This is a genomic window from Buttiauxella sp. 3AFRM03 (genome assembly GCF_003675305.1).
Classification (GTDB): domain Bacteria; phylum Pseudomonadota; class Gammaproteobacteria; order Enterobacterales; family Enterobacteriaceae; genus Buttiauxella; species Buttiauxella ferragutiae.
The window spans coordinates 973,867-992,027 of the sequence record NZ_CP033076.1 but is presented as its reverse complement, the minus strand read 5'-3'; the positions used below and the strand labels follow the sequence as shown (position 1 = coordinate 992,027).

Genomic DNA, 18,161 nt, shown 5'->3' with positions numbered 1-18,161 from the left:
ATAGCGGCAGAGGGCGAGAGTATTTCCGGTGCTAAAAATTTTACTGTGAATGTAAAAAAATTCTAAAGGTTGTGGGGGACCAGACGATAACAGGTTTAACGGCAACGAAGCCGACGGGTGGAAACCCAACCCATAAACCGTAGACTTGAAACACAGGAAAAATAAATCATGGCACAAGTCATTAATACCAACAGCCTCTCGCTGATTACTCAAAACAATATCAACAAGAACCAGTCTGCTCTGTCGACTTCTATTGAGCGTCTGTCTTCTGGCTTACGTATTAACAGCGCGAAGGATGATGCTGCAGGCCAGGCAATTGCAAACCGTTTCACGTCCAACATTAAAGGCCTGACTCAGGCTGCTCGTAACGCCAACGACGGTATCTCTGTTGCACAGACTACTGAAGGCGCACTGTCAGAAATCAACAACAACTTACAGCGTGTACGTGAACTGACTGTTCAGGCTTCTACCGGGACTAACTCTGCTTCTGACCTGTCTTCAATCCAGGATGAAATCAAATCCCGTCTGTCTGAAATTGACCGCGTATCTGGTCAGACTCAGTTTAACGGCGTGAATGTACTGGCTAAAGACGGCAAAATGTCTATCCAGGTTGGCGCGAACGATGGCCAGACTATCGATATCGACCTGAAAAAAATCGACTCTACTACACTGGGTCTGAATACTTTTAACGTGACTGGCCCGGTAAGTGCGGCGGGTGAATTTGGTAAAGCGTCAACTGCAACTGCAGTCACTGATTTCACCAAATATTACGGTGCCACTACTCAAGTTGTAGATGCTAAAGTATCAGAAAAAGGTGCAGCAAATGACCTTTCTACTCGTCTGGGCCTGGCAGCTGGCGGCGCGACTTTCGCTGATGATGTTTACGCAGATGATAACGGCAACCTGTTTGCAAAAGTCACTGTCAAGGCGACCACAGCGGCTGAAAGCAACAACTTGAAAGCTAATGGCTTCGATATTGCTAGCGGTGCTCAACAAGATTTTTATGTTGCCGTAGATCCTGAATCTGCCGATGTTTCAACAGCAACAGAAGCCTCGTTTAAAATCGATACCAAAGCCTTGAGCTTGAGCAGCCTGACTTCTGGTTCTACTACTGATCCGCTGGCAAAACTTGATGCTGCTATCGCTTCGGTAGACAAATTCCGTTCTTCTCTGGGTGCGGTACAGAACCGTCTGGATTCAGCGGTAACTAACCTGAACAACACCACCACTAACCTGTCTGAAGCGCAGTCCCGTATTCAGGACGCCGACTATGCGACCGAAGTGTCAAATATGTCTAAAGCGCAGATCATCCAGCAGGCGGGTAACTCCGTGTTGGCAAAATCTAACCAGGTTCCACAGCAAGTACTGTCTCTGCTGCAGGGCTAATCGCCTGATACCTGACCAAACCCTGCCTCGGCAGGGTTTTTTCGTATTAATTGTTATCCATAACCGCAAATAACCCCTCATTTCACCCACTATTCTTGCGATTAAAAACCCTCCAGAAACGGATAATCATGCCGATAACTCAACTAACGCAGGGCTGTTTATCGTGAATTCACTGTATACCTCTGAAGGTGTAATGGATAAACACTCGCTGTGGCAGCGTTATGTACCATTGGTGCGTCACGAAGCATTGCGCCTGCAGGTACGCCTGCCCGCGAGTGTGGAGCTTGACGACCTGCTACAGGCGGGCGGCATCGGGTTGTTGAATGCAGTGGACCGTTATGATGCCCTGCAAGGAACGGCATTTACTACCTACGCGGTGCAGCGCATCCGTGGGGCGATGCTTGATGAGTTGCGCAGCCGTGACTGGGTGCCACGCAGCGTCAGGCGTAACGCTCGCGGTGTTGCGCAGGCAATGGGTCAACTGGAGCAAGAGCTGGGCCGTAATGCCACTGAAACTGAAGTGGCAGACCGGTTGGATATCCCGCTCAACGAATACCGTCAGATGTTGCTCGACACCAACAACAGTCAACTTTTCTCTTATGACGAGTGGCGTGAAGAGCATGGCGATAGTATCGAACTGATTACTGAAGAGCATCAGCAGGCGAATCCACTACAACAACTGTTGGAAGGGAATCTACGCCAACGCGTAATGGACGCCATCGAGGCGCTTCCGGATCGTGAAAAGATGGTGCTGACCCTTTACTACCAGGAAGAGCTGAATCTTAAAGAGATTGGCGCGGTACTGGACGTTGGGGAGTCGCGCGTCAGTCAGTTGCACAGCCAGGCGATTAAACGCTTACGCACCAAGCTCGGTAAGTTGTAGGCCGTACATTATAATACGTCCGGGATAACATCATGACGGTGCAGAACTTAAAAAAGCGTCCTTTAAGCCGCTATTTAAAAGACTTTAAACACACACAGACCCATTGTGCTCATTGTGCGAAATTGCTCGACAGAATTACGCTCACCCATCGTGGCGAGATCGTCAGTAAAACGGCTATCGCGCAGCTTGATACGTTAATTGATGAACACAGCTGGCAGATTGAACGCCCGTCCTGGGCGGCGTTGTGCCGTTTTTGCGGCGATTTATACTGCAAAGAGCAGGATCACTATTTCGATATTATCGGCTTTAAAGAATACCTGTTCGAACAAACCGAGATGAGCCATGGCACCATCCGTGAATACGTGGTGCGCTTGCGCCGTCTGGGTAACTATTTATCTTCACAAAACGTTCCACGGCCTTCTTCGCCTGCCGCTTACCTCGACGACTCATTTGATGCGTGGTTGCCGCCAACCAGTACCAACAATTACCGTATTGCTCTGCGCAAGTACGGGCAATTTCAAACCCTCAATCAAAATATCACTGCCCATTACCAGGAAAATAAATCAACTTCTGATATATATTAAAATGGCATAAGTTGTAGCACAGTGGTTTTGATTGATTATATTAAGTCGCTACAATACAACAATAATATCGACATTCGGGGTAACTATGAAATTAGCAATGGTGGGGCGTCAGGCGCTGATGGGCGTGCTGGCTGTGGCATTGGTTGCAGGTGCGAGTGTTAAAACCTTCGCCGCCGAAAATTTACTGGCAAAAGTCAAAGAGCGCGGCACGCTGCTGGTTGGGCTTGAAGGGACTTATCCTCCATTCAGCTTTCAGGGTGATGACGGCAAACTGACCGGTTTTGAAGTGGAATTTGCTGAGCAGTTGGCACAGCATTTGGGCGTAAAAGCCTCACTGAAGCCGACCAAATGGGATGGCATGCTGGCGTCGCTGGACTCTAAACGCATCGACGTGGTGATTAACCAGGTGACCATTTCTGATGAACGTAAGAAGAAATACGATTTCTCTACGCCATACACCGTTTCGGGTATTCAGGCGTTGGTGAAAAAGGGTAACGAAGGCAGCATTACTGGGCCGGATTCCCTGAAAGGCAAAAAAGTGGGTGTGGGTCTGGGGACTAACTACGAAGAGTGGTTGCGCGCCAATGTACAGGGCGTTGACATCCGTACTTATGATGATGACCCAACGAAATATCAGGATCTGCGCGTAGGCCGTATTGATGCGATTCTGGTCGACCGCCTGGCCGCGTTGGACCTGGTGAAGAAAACCAAAGATACCCTGGCGGTAGCGGGCGATGCGTTCTCACGTCAGGAAGCTGGTGTTGCAGTGCGTAAAGGCAACGAAGACCTGGTCGAAGCGATTAATAAAGGTATTGCTGAGATGCAGAAAGATGGCTCACTGGCCAGGCTTTCCGAAAAATGGTTTGGCGCTGACGTCACCAAATAATTAATTTGGGATGCCCAGGGCGGATTAGCGTAAGCGACATCCGCCTTTTTTATTTGTATTTGCCAGCATTTTGTCAGGCTGGTGCATAATGAATAAATCTGGATTTTATTCAAAGTGTAATGGAGTTGCTCATGTCTCTGCACAATCTGACGCGATTTGCGCGTCTGGAATTTATCGGCGCTCCGACGCCACTCGAATATTTGCCACGTTTTTCCGATTACCTTGGCCGCGAAATCTATATTAAACGTGACGACGCCACGCCGATGGCGATGGGTGGAAATAAGCTGCGTAAACTTGAATTCCTGGCGGCAGATGCGTTGCGTGAAGGTGCCGACGTGCTGGTTACCGCTGGGGCGATTCAGTCAAACCACGTGCGCCAGACCGCGGCAGTTGCGGCAAAACTCGGCCTGAAGTGCGTCGCACTGCTGGAAAACCCAATTGGTACCCAGGCGGAAAACTATCTCACTAACGGTAACCGTTTGATGCTCGACTTGTTTGATGTCGAAATAGAAATGTGTGATGCGCTACATTCGCCGGATAGCCAACTGGAAGAAATTGCCCTACGTCTCGAAGCGCAAGGCTTTCGCCCGTATGTGATTCCTGTTGGCGGCTCGAATGCGCTGGGCGCTTTGGGCTATGTGGAAAGTGCGCTGGAAATCGCGCAGCAGTGCGAAGGTGCAGTCAATGTTTCATCGGTGGTGGTCGCTTCAGGAAGTGCCGGGACGCATGCCGGGCTGGCGGTTGGCCTCGAGCAAGTCATGCCTGATGTTGATTTAATCGGTGTCACCGTTTCGCGTTCTGTTGCCCAGCAGTTGCCAAAAGTGGAAGCGTTGCGGCAGGCGGTCGCGCAATCGCTTAGTGTCAGCGCGTCAAACCCAATACATTTATGGGATGATTATTTCACTCCGGGCTATGGCCATCCTAATGAAGAAGGACTTGAAGCCATTAAAATTTTGGCGCGCCTCGAAGGGATCTTGCTGGATCCGGTTTATACCGGCAAAGCGATGGCCGGGTTAATTGATGGAGTGGCCCAGAAGCGTTTCAAAGACGAAGGCCCGATAATCTTTATTCATACCGGTGGTGCGCCTGCGTTATTTGCTTACCATCCACATGTTTAATGAGATTTTGAAGGGCGACACCCATTTGGGTGTATTACAAGAATAAAAAGACAGACAGGGTGTAATTCAAGTATGCATGAAAGTATTCAACTGGTGCTGGATTCGGCACCGTTTCTGCTTAAAGGTGCCGTCTTTACGCTGCAACTCAGTATTGGCGGCATGTTCTTTGGGCTGATACTCGGTTTTATGTTGGCGTTGATGCGTTTGTCACCGTTTTGGCCGTTCTCCTGGCTATCGCGTTTTTACGTGTCGATTTTTCGCGGGACGCCGTTAATCGCGCAGCTGTTTATGATCTATTACGGCCTGCCGCAGTTTGGTATTGAGCTGGATCCTATTCCTGCGGCGATGATCGGTTTGTCGCTGAATACTGCGGCTTATGCTTCCGAAACCTTGCGTGCGGCGATTTCGTCTATCGAAAAAGGGCAGTGGGAAGCCGCAGCAAGTATCGGTATGACGCCGTGGCAAACCTTACGACGGGCGATTTTACCGCAGGCGGCTCGTGTCGCATTGCCGCCGCTGAGCAACAGTTTTATCAGTCTGGTGAAAGACACGTCCCTTGCGGCCACTATTCAGGTTCCGGAATTGTTTCGCCAGGCGCAGCTTATTACCTCGCGTACCCTCGAGGTATTTACCATGTATCTCGCGGCGTCATTGATTTACTGGGTAATGGCAACGGTGCTTTCTTCGTTGCAGAACTACTTTGAAAATCAGTTAAATCGCCAGGACAGGGATCCCAAATGAGCGCAATCGACGTAAAACAACTGGTCAAAAAATTCCACGGGCAGACCGTGCTGCATGGTATCGATCTGGAAGTGAAAGCGGGCGAAGTGGTGGCGATTATCGGGCCAAGTGGCTCCGGTAAAACCACCTTGCTGCGCTGCATAAATTTGCTGGAACAACCCGAGTCCGGCACCATCAAGGTCGGAGAGATTTCCATTGATGCGGCGCAATCATTGAGTAAGCAGAAAAATCGAGTGCGTGAATTGCGCCAACATGTTGGGTTCGTGTTTCAAAGCTTCAATCTTTTCCCGCATCGGACGGTGATTGAAAATATCATCGAAGGGCCCGTGATTGTAAAAGGCGAACCGAAAGAAGAAGCTATAGTGCGGGCGCGTGAGTTGCTGGCGAAAGTTGGCCTAAGCGGTAAAGAAACCAGCTATCCGCGTCGTCTTTCCGGCGGCCAGCAGCAGCGTGTAGCCATTGCGCGCGCACTGGCGATGCGCCCGGAAGTGATTCTGTTTGATGAACCGACATCAGCGCTTGACCCTGAGCTGGTGGGTGAAGTGTTGAGCACTATTCGCCAGCTTGCGCAAGAAAAACGCACCATGGTGATCGTGACGCATGAAATGAGCTTTGCGCGTGATGTTGCAGACCGTGCCATATTTATGGATCAAGGCCGTATTGTTGAGCAGGGGCCTGCGCGTGAATTGTTTGCTAATCCTCAACAACCACGCACTCAGCAATTCCTGGAAAAATTCCTCACCCAGTAATTCGTATGGCCCCACTTTTGGGGCCGTTATTAAAATATTTATAATATTGATAAATGTGATAGCGTTTGGCATTACATTTGGAAATGATATTAGTGTCAGGAGAAATGCCAGACATAATGGATGATCGCAACTTTTTTAGCTGGCGGCAGGATGCGCTGAATATCTTCCAGTCTGTTACGCAGGCTGACGAAATAACTAAAATCCTACATCAGCAAACGGAGTCGCTGGAATTTGACTATTACTCTCTGTGTATTCGTCACCCAGTGCCATTTACTCGTCCCAAAACGTCATTAAGGTCGACATATCCTCAGCCGTGGCTCGATCATTATCATGCTGCAAATTATTTTGCGATTGACCCGGTTTTGCGTCCTGAAAATTTCATGCGTGGGCATCTGCGCTGGAATGACGAGCTTTTTAGTGGTACTCAGGATTTCTGGGATGCGGCACGGGATCACGGCTTACGGCGTGGTATAAGCCAGTGCGTGATGGCGCCTAATCGTGCATTGGGGTTTTATTCAGTCTCGCGTACAGCGGGGAAAGGCAAAATTATGCCTGACGATGAATTGCAACTACGTCTGCAATATTTAGCCGAACTGAGTTTAATGACTTTAACGCGGCTTAATGATTCATCCATGGCCGCCATACCATTAAAGCTTAGCAAACGTGAGCGAGAAATATTGCAATGGACGGGCGAGGGGAAAACGTCATCAGAGATCGCCATTATTTTATCGATATCAGAAAATACTGTGAATTTTCACCAGAAAAATATGCAGAAGAAATTTAATGCGCCAAATAAAACGCAAATTGCCTGTTATGCAGCAGCGATTGGGATAATTTGAAGGACGAGTTTTAACGAGGGAAGTCAACGAAGCGGCTGGAGAAACTGAATTCATCCAGCCGTCGCGATTCGATTACTGACGGTAAGCCTGTTTAATTTGCTTAACAGTATTACCAAAAACGTCTGCTTGTGCCGGGTCTTCCATTTGAGCGATTTGCTTTTCCATTTTAATGATAACTTTGCCTGCATCGGCCTGACCCATGGCTTTCAGCATCTGAGTCAGCATAGCTTTCAAGCAGGTGACTTCAATAGCCAGTTCACTACTGTTGTCTGCGGTGGAAAAATCAGGAGTGCTCATTTGTGTTCCTCGGTCTTGGTTGGTACACCGTTGTTTCGTGTAACGGTTTCTTAAGGCGGCGGAGTATAACACAGTCGTAAACCATTTTATTAGTGGTTACGTGAAGGCCGTAACATGCTGACGGTGCAAAGTGTGTATTTGTTTTAATTTTGTTTATTTTTGGTTAAAAAAATACTTCCACGATCTTTATTTAATCCTTTTAATGGGCGTGAATTATAGTTTTTTTAAATATGAAAAGCATTTTTACTATTTATAACTATGAAATGAGACTGTTTTCTGTCCAGTATCCACTGTACATTTAAATTTCCAGCACGGCATGAGATTCCGAAAATCTGTTTTTATAATTTAAAGTTACCTGAAAACCCGTTAATATGGCTCAGTAATTTTAGCAGCGTAATCCCTATTCTGGAGAGGTCCCCTTGATCAACGTACTTCTTGTTGATGACCACGAACTGGTGCGCGCAGGGATACGACGCATTCTTGAAGATATCAAAGGGATCAAGATATCAGGTGAGGCAAATTGCGGCGAGGATGCCGTAAAATGGTGCCGTAGTCATCCGGTTGATGTTGTCCTGATGGACATGAATATGCCGGGAATTGGTGGCCTGGAAGCCACGCGTAAAATCGCGCGATATTCAAACGATATCAAAGTGATTATGTTGACAATACACACCGAGAATCCACTACCTGCAAAAGTGATGCAGGCGGGTGCCGCTGGATATTTAAGTAAAGGTGCAGCGCCACAAGATGTGGTTAATGCGATTCGTTCGGTCAATGCCGGGCAGCGCTACATTGCGTCAGATATCGCCCAACAAATGGCATTAAGCCAGATTGAACCGGAGAAAACAGACACGCCATTTGCGAGTTTGTCTGAGCGTGAATTACAGATTATGTTGATGATAACCAAAGGCCAAAAGGTCAATGAGATCTCAGAGCAGCTTAATCTTAGCCCTAAAACGGTTAACAGTTACCGTTACCGCATGTTTAGTAAACTGAATATCAGTGGCGATGTTGAACTGACACACCTGGCCATTCGTCATGGTTTATTTAGTGCGGAGACATTAATAAGTAGTGAGTGAAATCTTTGACCCGCGAGCGTTTCTTAAAACCGTAACCAGTAAACCTGGTGTCTATCGTATGTATGACGCCAGTGATACGGTCATTTACGTCGGAAAAGCCAAGGATCTGAAGAAACGCCTGTCGAGCTACTTCAGGAGCAATCTTGCCAGCCGTAAAACAGAAGCGCTGGTGGCCTTAATTCAGCATATTGACGTGACGGTGACTCACACCGAAACAGAAGCGTTGTTGCTGGAACACAATTACATCAAGCTGTATCAGCCGCGTTACAATGTGCTGTTGCGTGATGACAAATCCTATCCCTATATTTTCCTTAGTGGCGATACTCACCCGCGGCTTGCGATGCATCGTGGAGCGAAACACGCCAAAGGGGAATATTTCGGGCCATTCCCTAATGGCTATGCTGTCCGCGAAACACTGGCGCTATTGCAGAAAATCTTCCCGATTCGCCAGTGCGAAAACAATGTTTATCGCAATCGCTCGCGCCCATGCTTGCAATACCAAATCGGGCGCTGCCTGGGGCCTTGTGTGGCGGGCTTAGTCAGTGAAGAAGAGTATGCCCAGCAGGTGGAATATGTCCGTTTGTTCCTGTCCGGTAAAGACGATCAAGTTTTGAATCAGCTGATCGCTAAAATGGAAGAGGCAAGCAAAAACCTGGCGTTTGAAGAGGCCGCGAGAATACGCGACCAAATTCAGGCGGTACGTCGTGTGACTGAAAAACAGTTTGTTTCCAATACTGGCGATGACCTGGATGTGATTGGCGTGTCGTTCGATGCCGGCATGGCATGTGTGCATGTGCTCTTTATCCGCCAGGGTAAAGTTTTAGGTAGCCGCAGTTATTTCCCTAAAGTGCCAAACGGCACAGAACTCGCTGAAGTCGTCGAAACTTTTGTTGGTCAGTTCTATTTGCAAGGCAGCCAGATGCGTACCTTGCCTTCTGAAATCCTGCTTGATTTCAATTTGCCGGATAAAACCTTGCTGTCAGATTCTTTGACGGAACTGGCGGGGCGGCGTATCAATGTGCAGACCAAACCACGCGGCGACCGCGCGCGGTATCTCAAACTGGCCCGTACTAATGCGGCCACGGCGCTTGTGACGCGTCTGGCGCAGCAATCCACCATTCATCAACGCTTAACAGCCTTAGCCAGCGTACTTGAGTTGCCCGCAATCAAACGCATGGAGTGCTTCGACATCAGCCACACTATGGGCGAGCAGACCGTGGCTTCCTGTGTGGTTTTTGATGCCAACGGTCCATTGCGCGCTGAATATCGACGCTACAACATTGAAGGCATTACACCAGGCGATGATTATGCGGCGATGAACCAGGTGTTGCGCCGTCGCTATGGTAAGGCGATTGATGAGAGCAAAGTGCCTGATGTCATTCTGATTGATGGTGGCAAAGGGCAGTTGGGGCAGGCAAAAACCGTGTTTGCAGAACTCGATGTTCCGTGGGATAAAAACCATCCGCTGTTACTGGGCGTGGCAAAAGGCGCCGATCGCAAAGCGGGGCTTGAAACCTTGTTCTTTGAACCGGAAGGGGAAGGGTTTTCACTGCCGCCAGATTCACCCGCGCTGCATGTCATCCAGCACATTCGTGATGAATCACACGATCACGCTATTTCCGGGCATCGCAAAAAACGTGCAAAAGTAAAAAATACCAGTGCGCTGGAGACCATCGAAGGCGTTGGCCCAAAACGTCGCCAGATGTTGTTGAAATATATGGGTGGATTGCAACCATTAAAGAACGCATCCGTAGAAGAAATCGCAAAAGTGCCGGGTATCTCGCAAGCGTTGGCAGAAAAGATCTTCTACTCGTTGAAACATTAAGGCCTCTGTAGCAACATAGAGACAATTTCCACTTACGACAGACAGTTAACCAGCACTATGCAATTTAATATCCCAACATTGCTTACTCTGTTTCGTATCATCCTTATCCCATTCTTTGTGCTGGCTTTTTATCTGCCGTTTAGCTGGGCGCCATTCCTGTGTGCGTTTATCTTCTGGTTTGCCGCAATCACTGACTGGTTTGATGGTTTTCTGGCGCGTCGCTGGAACCAAAGCACACGTTTTGGTGCCTTCCTTGACCCGGTAGCCGATAAAGTCATGGTGGTCGTCGCTCTGGTGCTGGTGGCTGAACATTACCATGCCTGGTGGGTGACGCTGCCTGCGGCAACCATGATTGCTCGTGAAATCATTATTTCTGCTTTGCGCGAATGGATGGCTGAAATCGGCAAACGCAGCAGTGTTGCCGTTTCCTGGATTGGTAAATCCAAGACCATGGCGCAAATGCTGGCGCTGATTGGTATGCTATGGCGTCCAAACATGTGGATCGAATACGCGGGGATTGGTCTGTTCTTTATCGCAGCAGTGTTAACATTCTGGTCAATGTTCCAGTACCTGAAAGCGGCAAGTAAAGACTTGCTCGATAACTCTGGCGTTTAATCTTTTCCAGCAACCAGTCTCACATTTCAAATTAACGAGAGTTATCTATCCTGACGGTAACTCTCGTACTCCGCTCTACGGTAACCTTTGGTACCTTCTCCCGGTCCTGCATGATTCACGCTCAACACTACCGACTATAATCTCGCTTAGGTCAGAATAAACAAGGAGCAGGTGTTCTTATGCGGTTTGATATTATCGACTTACGGCTGTTTCTGAACGTTTATAAAGCGGGAAGCATCACCGGTGGTGCTGTGCTGTCAAACCTGACGTTGCAGTCGGCAAGCGAGCGTATCCGTGGTATGGAGGGGGAGTTGGGTGTCGAGCTGTTTAGCCGCTCCAGAAAAGGGGTCAAGCTATCTGACGCTGGGTTTTCGTTGGTCAACCATGCCAATATTGTGTTGCAACAAGTTGAGCACATGCGCAGTGAATTACATCAATACGGCAAAGGGTTACGCGGGCATATCAACCTGCTGTGCAATTCATCGGCGCAGAACGAATTTTTACCCCAGTTGCTGGCTTCTTATTTAAGCCTTAAACCCAATATTTCTGTTTCTGTTAAAGAAATGCTCAGCTATGACATTGTCGCCGCTATTAAAAATCAAATGGCCAATTTAGGCATTGTTGCTGACTCAACAGAGCTGAACGGCCTGGTATCATTACCGTTCCGTGATGATGAATTAGTGGTGTTTGTGCCCGCCAAAAGCGATTGGCATGATAGCGAGAGTATTGCTTTCCGGGATATTGTCACTGCTGAATTTACGGGATTATCTGAGGGGAGTGCGCTTCAGGAGCACATTGAAGGGCATGCCAAAAAGCTGGGATATCGTATTAGCTATCGCGTTCGTATGGCAACATTCGATGCCGTGATGCAAATTGTCGACAGTGGCGTCGGCATTGCTATTATCCCGAGGCGTGCCGCCGAGCGATTTAATTCCATGAATGGCAGCAAAATTATCCGTTTAACCGATAGCTGGGCTGACCGTAAACTCATCATTTGTGCCCGGGATTTTACTGAGCTGCCTGGATACGCGAAAGAATTCGTTGATTTCCTGACACAACGTCAGAATGATTCATAACTGTTATTTTATCGTCATATAAATTCCAAGTGCGATAAGCCCGATAAAAAAACAGCGGCGGAAGGCGAGTTCACTGATCACTTTACGCAAGTACTGGCCTGCATACATTCCTGCGATTGCAGGAATCAACGCAACGGCAGACAGATAATAATCAACGTGAGCCAGTTTACTGTCCAATGACAGATGAATGGCTAAGGCAATCGTTGATGCTGTGAAGGCTAATCCGAGAGCCTGGATAAGATCATTTTTATTTAACTGGAGCGATTGTAAATAGGGTACTGCCGGAATCACAAAAACACCGGTTGCTGCGGTAATGGTACCGGTAATATAGCCTGCTACAGGTGATAGCCATTTTTCTGATTGAACTGATGATGGCAACCTTTTAGCGATAAGCCCCCAAAGACCGTACATTATAAGCACAATACCCAATGCCGTTTCTGTCCACGATGATGCAGACGTTAATCCAGGTAAGAGGCTAAATAATGTACCAATGAAAATGCCTGCTATAAATCCCCATAATCTTTTAATTAAATCGATGAATGTTGGCCCGGTAAATAACTGCCATATATTTGTAACCAGAGAGGGTAAAATTAGCAAGCCCGCAGCGCTGGCGGGCGTCATGACGACAGTTAATAATCCCATTGCTATAGTGGGTAAACCCAAACCAATAACACCTTTTACAATGCCAGCCAGCAGGAATACACAAATGATAGTAATCAATTTAATCCCTCGGTTATAACAAACTTGATAACAAAATATTAAATTGAGCGGTAATTTCTGTATATGAGTATTTAGCTGAGGATGTATCAGGGAAAAACTTATTTAACAAGAAGATGCAGATCTGAGGGAACGGAAGGATTTAGCGCGGATCTATAAAGCAAAAGCCCGCTTAGTTTCCTAAGCGGGCTTCTTAAATTTGGCTCCTCTGACTGGACTCGAACCAGTGACATACGGATTAACAGTCCGCCGTTCTACCGACTGAACTACAGAGGAATCGGTTAACGGGGCGCATAGTAACGAGCGGCCGCAGGGTTGTCAAAGGCTGTTTAGATGAAACATGATTGATTGCTGGTTTAATCAGCAAAAAGAAGAAAAGAGCCGCAAAAACACGGCTCTTTGGCGTTTTTACAGGCGTTGCGTTCTGACTGGTGCAGTGGCTTCAATCAACCATGGTCGCGCTTCGCCAGAAACCAGTGGCGATAATGTTTCGCGTACTTGCTGATGGTACTCATCAAGCCAGGCAATCTCTTGCTCGTTCAGCAGTGACAAGTCAACCGCGCTTAAATCTATTGGGATAAGCGTTAGCGAGGCGAACTGACAGAAACCCGGACGTGAAGCGATGACTTCAACCTGGTTCTCAATGCGAATGCCGTGACTTCCTGCGAGGTAATATCCCGGTTCGATGGTCAGAACATTACCCGGCAACATTGGCCATGGGTTCACTTTCTTCGCCATACGATGCGGGTTTTCGTGAATCAGCATGCAGTGGCCGACACCGTGACCGGTACCGTGGTCATAATCCAGACCCAGTTCCCACAATGGACGACGTGCAAACGCATCGATTTGGTGCCCCTGGGTGCCTTGCGGGAATTGCAGTGTAATCAGCGACAGGAACCCTTTTAACACCGCGGTGTAATGCAGGCGGCGTTGAGCGTCCAGTTGCCCAAAGTTCATGGTCCGCGTGGCATCCGTGGTGCCGTTGTAATACTGGCCGCCGGAATCGTTGAGATAAAACTCTTTACTGGTGATCGCAAAGTTGGTTTCCGGCGCGCTGTGGTAGTGGCACATTGCCGCGTTACTCGCAGACGCGGAAATAGTGCCAAAACTTTGCTCCCAGAAGTTGTTACATTCCTGACGGAAAGCGAGTTGCTTTTCCTGGGCTTCAAGTTCGGTAATCGGCTTACCTGCCGCTTCACGCAACGGGACTTCATGGCTCAGCCAGGCGAGGAAATTCACCCATGCTGCGCCATCTTGCACGTGGCTTGCACGGAAGCCCTCCAGCTCAGTGCTGTTTTTGTTCGCTTTCATCAGCGTAACAGGATCCGCCTGCCACTTGATTTCCCCGCCACCTTGTTCAACCGCAAAGCGCACGGCAACCCCGGCATTGTCACCATCGAGCAAGAAGCGTTTTCCCGCCGCAAGCTGCGCACAACGCGCGAGAAACGCATCAGCAGGGTGGGTCTTAAGCGAGCCGAGCAAGGTGTTATCAAGCTTTGGCAGTTTGGCTTCATCAACAAACCATTCCACGTCACCGTCATTTTTGACCAAAGCAAAAGAGAGGGGGACTGGGCTCATGGAAATATCGGAACCGCGAACATTAAGCAGCCAGGCGATGTTGTCTGGCAAAGTCAGGGCCAGATAGTCCACGCCCTCACGCTTCAAGGCTTCTGCAACGCGCGCGCGTTTTGATGCGGTGGATTCACCGCTAATTTCATCCGGCATGTGGTGAATAACCCCGCGAGGTGCCGCCGGGCGATTTGTCCAGATGTCGTTAATCGGATCATCATTGACGGCAATCAGATCACAACCGCTGGTACGCAGTTGTTCATATTGGCTGTTCACGAACAGCATCGGCTCAAACGCGATGCGTTTACCAGCAGGCAGATTCTCGTGTATCCAGAGGTGGATTGGTTCGTCATGCAGGTGATGAATTTCAAACTCGCTGAGGTTAACTTGCTGACGCGCCTGAACCTGGTAGCGCCCGTCAACAAACAGTAGCGCGCGGTCGGCTAAAATCAGAGCCAGGCCCGCTGAACCATCAAAACCACTGATAAATTCAAGCTTGGTGTCATAGGGGGCACAGTACTCACTTTGATGCGCATCGGCTCGAGGGATAAGCATGCCATCAAGTTCACGTTCTTTTAGCAGGCTGCGTAACGCAGCCAGAGGTGATGTGGGTTGCATTATTTTTCTCTTATCGGAAAGGTGGCTCATTAAATGTTCTTAATTTGCGCGAGTGCAGGCGTTCACCTTCAGCTCGCAGCAGGTCAATGGCGCAGATGCCAATTTGCAAATGCTCCGAAATCGCCCCTTCATAGAAGCGGTTTGCCTGACCGGGCAGCTTTATTTCACCGTGCAGCGGTTTATCGGATACGCACAGCAAAGTGCCATATGGCACGCGGAAGCGATAACCTTGCGCGGCGATGGTGGCACTTTCCATATCAATTGCCACCGCGCGGCTCAGGTTGAAACGCAGGGCTGAAGCCGAATAACGCAGTTCCCAGTTACGATCGTCAGTTGTGACGACAGTTCCGGTACGCAAGCGCTGTTTAACTTCCTCGCCCGGCATGCCACTGACCAGTTTAGTCGCGTCGTACAAAGCGCGCTGAACTTCGGCGATACTTGGAATCGGAATGTCCGGCGGCAGCACGGCATCCAGCACATGATCGTCGCGCAGATAAGCGTGAGCCAGCACATAGTCGCCAATCGACTGGCTTTCACGCAGGCCGCCGCAGTGGCCAATCATCAGCCAGGCCGCCGGGCGTAATACCGCCAGATGGTCACAAATATTTTTGGCATTCGATGGCCCAACGCCAATGTTAATCAGCGTGATGCCGGTGCCGTTGGCATCAATCAAATGCCAGGCTGGCATTTGGTGTTTTTTCCAGGCGAGATCGGAAATGGCTTCTTCAGGAGCCTGGCTATCGGCGGTTAACCACACGCCACCGGCACAAGACAGCGCAACATAAGGACTTTCCGGGTCAAGAATTTGCTGGCAGCCCCAGCGTACAAACTCATCGACATAACGGGTGTAGTTGGTAAACAACACGAAGGGCTGGAAGTGCTCAACCGGCGTACCGGTGTAATGGCGCAGGCGGGCGAGCGAGAAATCAACACGACGCGCATCAAAATGCGAAAGCGGGTAGTACTCAGTCGGGTGGAACAGGCCATCCGCTGTTTCATCGCCAATTTGTGCCAATTCAGTGGTTGGGAAATGGCGTGGTAAACCGGCACTCATCGAACGGTCGAGCGACAAACTCGAACCATCAATCACATACGGATACGGGATTTCATGCAGCGATAAACCGACTTCAATCTGCGCACCATAATCTTCATAAAGTAGTGTTAATTGTTCGGCGAGATAATGGCGAAACAGTGCAGGGCGGGTAACGGTGGTGGTATAGCTGCCGGAATGAGTGAAGCGAGCATAGGCGCGTGTTTTGTTGGAGTGTTTGATGGTGCCATCCCAACTGACGCGTAACTCCGGGTAGACAAATAATCCTGCGGCACGCTTTTGTATTTCGGGTAAGGTGCCGTTTTCAACGTACTGGGCAATGGCGTCACGCAATGCGTTGACCGAAGCATCGTACAGCTCCTCTAATTTATCGAGGGCCTGGTTCGGGGTAAGGGCAGTGTCGGCTGTCTGATGCGTCATCTTATCTCCTTATCCTGCAGATTTACGCAGGGCTGTTTCGATAGTATGTCATCGGAGGGAGAGAACGGAAGGGGGTGGCGGAGCCTGTAAAGCAAAAAGCCTGCTTAAATTAGCAGGCTTCAGATTGCTGACAAAGGGTGATAAATGTGTTTTGTAGGGTGGATAAGCGCTAGCGTCATCCACCATTTTACGCCAGTGGTGTCGGATGACGCTGCGCTTATCCGACCTACGAGGTTTCATAAGGATTTGTTTTTGTAGGGTGGATAAGCGCTAGCGTCATCCACCATTTACGCCCGTTGTGTCGGATGACGCTGCGCTTATCTGTAGTGGCACACTGAATTTGGCCACCTGAATAGAGGTGATATCATCACCTCATAGTCAAAACAGGTGACATTATGACCGGACGTAACAGACGCAATTTTAGCCCCGAGTTTCGCCTCGAAGCTGCCCAGCTTGTACTCGATCAGCACTACACCGTTGCCGTCGCTGCCACTGCGATGAATGTCGGCAAATCCACGATGGACAAATGGGTTCGACAACTGAAAGAAGAGCGAGCGGGAAAATCACCCATAGCTTCACCCATGACACCTGAGCAGATTGAGATACGTGAGTTGAAGAAAAGACTTCAACGCGTTGAAATGGAAAGGGATATATTAAAAAAGGCTACCGCGCTCTTGATGTCAGACTCCCTGAACAATTCTCATTAGTTGAGAAACTCAGGGCGCGGTTTCCTGTTACCGTTGTGTGCAACGTGTTTGGGGTTCATCGCAGCAGTTATAAATACTGGCGGCAGCCCAGGAAGCCTGACGCCACGAGAGTGGCATTACTGAGCCTTGTGCGCGAAGTTTATCGCGAAAGTAACGGCTCAGCAGGAGCGCGAAGCATTGCCGCGATGGTCACCACCAAAGGTATAAAGCTGAGCCGCTGGCGGGCAACAAAGCTGATGAAAGCACTCAATATTATCAGCTGTCAGCAACCTGGCCATCGTTATAAGATGGCGTCTAAGGAACACATTGAGATCCCTAATTATCTGGATCGCCAGTTTGCTGTTACCGAGCCTAATCAGGCCTGGTGCGGTGATGTGACTTATATCTGGACGGGAAAACGCTGGGCTTATCTGGCTGTTGTACTCGATTTGTTTTCCCGTAAACCGGTTGGCTGGGCGATGTCATTTTTCCCTGATTCAGCACTGACAGGTAAAGCCCTGTCGATGGCCAGGGAAGCACGGGGAAAACCGGCTAATTTACTGTATCACTCGGATCAAGGAAGTCACTATACCAGCAGGAATTTCAGACAGTTACTGTGGAGATATCAGATAAAGCAAAGCCTGAGTCGCCGGGGAAATTGCTGGGATAATAGTCCAATGGAACGGTTCTTCAGAAGCCTGAAAACAGAGTGGGTTCCGGATAATGGGTACGCTAATTTTAGCGAAGCCAGCACAGCGATAACGAATTACATCATGGGATATTACAGCCAGCTCAGACCTCATCAATATAATGGAGGTCTGACGCCGAATGAATCAGAACGATTGTTCTGGAAAAACTCTAAAGCCGTGGCCAGTTTTTGTTGACCACTACAATCTGACCTACGAGGTTTCATAAGGATTTGTTTTTGTAGGGTGGATAAGCGCTAGCGTCATCCACCATTTACGCCGTTGTGTCGGATGACGCTGCGCTTATCCGACCTACGAGGTTTCATAAGGATTTGT

Annotated in this window: 17 protein-coding genes and 1 tRNA gene; 13 read left to right on the top strand and 5 right to left on the bottom strand. The window is 49.0% G+C overall.

Features of this window, described 5'->3' with window-relative positions; translation table 11 throughout:
* Window positions 1-168 precede the first annotated feature (168 nt).
* From D8682_RS06110 to sdiA, 8 genes are all read left to right on the top strand, one after another.
* On the top strand, window positions 169-1,386 hold the full coding sequence (locus D8682_RS06110; protein WP_121813814.1) for a FliC/FljB family flagellin: 1,218 nt from the start codon (window positions 169-171) through the stop codon (window positions 1,384-1,386).
* A gap of 163 nt (window positions 1,387-1,549) precedes the next feature.
* Complete coding sequence (locus D8682_RS06105; protein ID WP_064545552.1) at window positions 1,550-2,269, top strand: RNA polymerase sigma factor FliA; 720 nt, start codon at window positions 1,550-1,552, stop codon at window positions 2,267-2,269.
* 32 nt (window positions 2,270-2,301) lie between these two features.
* A complete protein-coding gene (gene fliZ, locus D8682_RS06100; RefSeq protein WP_064545556.1) occupies window positions 2,302-2,853 on the top strand; it encodes a flagella biosynthesis regulatory protein FliZ in 552 nt (183 codons plus the stop codon).
* Between the two features lie 85 nt (window positions 2,854-2,938).
* A complete protein-coding gene (gene tcyJ, locus D8682_RS06095; protein ID WP_064545558.1) occupies window positions 2,939-3,739 on the top strand; it encodes a cystine ABC transporter substrate-binding protein in 801 nt (266 codons plus the stop codon).
* A gap of 131 nt (window positions 3,740-3,870) precedes the next feature.
* Window positions 3,871-4,857, top strand: coding sequence for a D-cysteine desulfhydrase (gene dcyD / locus D8682_RS06090; protein WP_121813813.1), 987 nt, complete (start codon window positions 3,871-3,873; stop codon window positions 4,855-4,857).
* 72 nt (window positions 4,858-4,929) lie between these two features.
* A complete protein-coding gene (gene tcyL, locus D8682_RS06085; protein WP_064545562.1) occupies window positions 4,930-5,598 on the top strand; it encodes a cystine ABC transporter permease in 669 nt (222 codons plus the stop codon).
* Window positions 5,595-6,347: an L-cystine ABC transporter ATP-binding protein TcyN gene (gene tcyN, locus D8682_RS06080; protein WP_064545564.1), complete on the top strand. Its 753-nt coding sequence runs from the start codon at window positions 5,595-5,597 to the stop codon at window positions 6,345-6,347. Before tcyL ends, tcyN begins: the two co-directional genes overlap by 4 nt.
* Window positions 6,348-6,463: 116 nt before the next feature.
* A complete protein-coding gene (sdiA, locus tag D8682_RS06075) occupies window positions 6,464-7,186 on the top strand; it encodes a transcriptional regulator SdiA (RefSeq protein ID WP_121813812.1) in 723 nt (240 codons plus the stop codon).
* 72 nt (window positions 7,187-7,258) lie between these two features.
* On the opposite strand, the gene D8682_RS06070 is transcribed toward sdiA, so the two are convergent.
* Entirely contained in the window at window positions 7,259-7,483 is a 225-nt protein-coding gene (locus D8682_RS06070) for a DUF2594 family protein (RefSeq protein WP_064545568.1), read from the bottom strand.
* A 419-nt stretch (window positions 7,484-7,902) separates the two neighbouring features.
* Between D8682_RS06070 and uvrY the strand changes: the two genes are divergently transcribed.
* The 4 genes from uvrY to D8682_RS06050 all read left to right on the top strand — a co-directional run bounded on the left by uvrY (window position 7,903) and on the right by D8682_RS06050 (window position 12,078).
* Entirely contained in the window at window positions 7,903-8,562 is a 660-nt protein-coding gene (gene uvrY, locus D8682_RS06065) for a UvrY/SirA/GacA family response regulator transcription factor (protein WP_064545571.1), read from the top strand.
* Window positions 8,555-10,387: an excinuclease ABC subunit UvrC gene (uvrC, locus tag D8682_RS06060; protein WP_121813811.1), complete on the top strand. Its 1,833-nt coding sequence runs from the start codon at window positions 8,555-8,557 to the stop codon at window positions 10,385-10,387. Before uvrY ends, uvrC begins: the two co-directional genes overlap by 8 nt.
* Before the next feature lie 57 nt (window positions 10,388-10,444).
* A complete protein-coding gene (gene pgsA / locus D8682_RS06055; RefSeq protein WP_064545575.1) occupies window positions 10,445-11,002 on the top strand; it encodes a CDP-diacylglycerol--glycerol-3-phosphate 3-phosphatidyltransferase in 558 nt (185 codons plus the stop codon).
* Between the two features lie 179 nt (window positions 11,003-11,181).
* The gene (locus D8682_RS06050; RefSeq protein ID WP_121813810.1) at window positions 11,182-12,078 is read left to right on the top strand and encodes a LysR substrate-binding domain-containing protein; all 897 of its coding nucleotides are present in this window, start codon (window positions 11,182-11,184) and stop codon (window positions 12,076-12,078) included.
* A gap of 3 nt (window positions 12,079-12,081) precedes the next feature.
* On the opposite strand, the gene D8682_RS06045 is transcribed toward D8682_RS06050, so the two are convergent.
* The 4 genes from D8682_RS06045 to D8682_RS06030 form a co-directional block, all read right to left on the bottom strand.
* Entirely contained in the window at window positions 12,082-12,798 is a 717-nt protein-coding gene (locus D8682_RS06045) for a sulfite exporter TauE/SafE family protein (protein ID WP_202914376.1), read from the bottom strand.
* A gap of 197 nt (window positions 12,799-12,995) precedes the next feature.
* A tRNA-Asn gene (locus tag D8682_RS06040) sits at window positions 12,996-13,071 on the bottom strand.
* Window positions 13,072-13,203: 132 nt separating this feature from the next.
* Window positions 13,204-14,982: an aminopeptidase P family protein gene (locus tag D8682_RS06035; RefSeq protein ID WP_121813809.1), complete on the bottom strand. Its 1,779-nt coding sequence runs from the start codon at window positions 14,980-14,982 to the stop codon at window positions 13,204-13,206.
* 10 nt (window positions 14,983-14,992) lie between these two features.
* Window positions 14,993-16,453, bottom strand: a complete 1,461-nt coding sequence (locus tag D8682_RS06030) for an AMP nucleosidase (protein WP_121813808.1) — start codon at window positions 16,451-16,453, stop codon at window positions 14,993-14,995.
* 395 nt (window positions 16,454-16,848) lie between these two features.
* Here D8682_RS06030 and D8682_RS06025 point away from each other — a divergent pair.
* A protein-coding gene (locus D8682_RS06025; RefSeq protein WP_121813807.1) for an IS3 family transposase occupies window positions 16,849-18,023 on the top strand; the annotation gives its coding sequence in 2 pieces (ribosomal slippage) (window positions 16,849-17,107 and window positions 17,107-18,023; 1,176 coding nt in all).
* The last annotated feature ends 138 nt before the right edge of the window (window positions 18,024-18,161 follow it).

What these genes read in the sequence shown, in the direction of transcription:
- tcyL (WP_064545562.1), top strand. Translation starts at nt 4,930, where the DNA reads ATGCATGAAAGTATTCAACTGGTGCTGGATTCGGCACCGTTTCTGCTT.
- D8682_RS06035 (WP_121813809.1), bottom strand. Translation starts at nt 14,982, where the DNA reads ATGCAACCCACATCACCTCTGGCTGCGTTACGCAGCCTGCTAAAAGAA.
- tcyJ (WP_064545558.1), top strand. Translation starts at nt 2,939, where the DNA reads ATGAAATTAGCAATGGTGGGGCGTCAGGCGCTGATGGGCGTGCTGGCT.
- D8682_RS06030 (WP_121813808.1), bottom strand. Translation starts at nt 16,453, where the DNA reads ATGACGCATCAGACAGCCGACACTGCCCTTACCCCGAACCAGGCCCTC.
- D8682_RS06070 (WP_064545568.1), bottom strand. Translation starts at nt 7,483, where the DNA reads ATGAGCACTCCTGATTTTTCCACCGCAGACAACAGTAGTGAACTGGCT.
- dcyD (WP_121813813.1), top strand. Translation starts at nt 3,871, where the DNA reads ATGTCTCTGCACAATCTGACGCGATTTGCGCGTCTGGAATTTATCGGC.
- D8682_RS06050 (WP_121813810.1), top strand. Translation starts at nt 11,182, where the DNA reads ATGCGGTTTGATATTATCGACTTACGGCTGTTTCTGAACGTTTATAAA.
- fliZ (WP_064545556.1), top strand. Translation starts at nt 2,302, where the DNA reads ATGACGGTGCAGAACTTAAAAAAGCGTCCTTTAAGCCGCTATTTAAAA.
- sdiA (WP_121813812.1), top strand. Translation starts at nt 6,464, where the DNA reads ATGGATGATCGCAACTTTTTTAGCTGGCGGCAGGATGCGCTGAATATC.
- pgsA (WP_064545575.1), top strand. Translation starts at nt 10,445, where the DNA reads ATGCAATTTAATATCCCAACATTGCTTACTCTGTTTCGTATCATCCTT.
- tcyN (WP_064545564.1), top strand. Translation starts at nt 5,595, where the DNA reads ATGAGCGCAATCGACGTAAAACAACTGGTCAAAAAATTCCACGGGCAG.
- D8682_RS06110 (WP_121813814.1), top strand. Translation starts at nt 169, where the DNA reads ATGGCACAAGTCATTAATACCAACAGCCTCTCGCTGATTACTCAAAAC.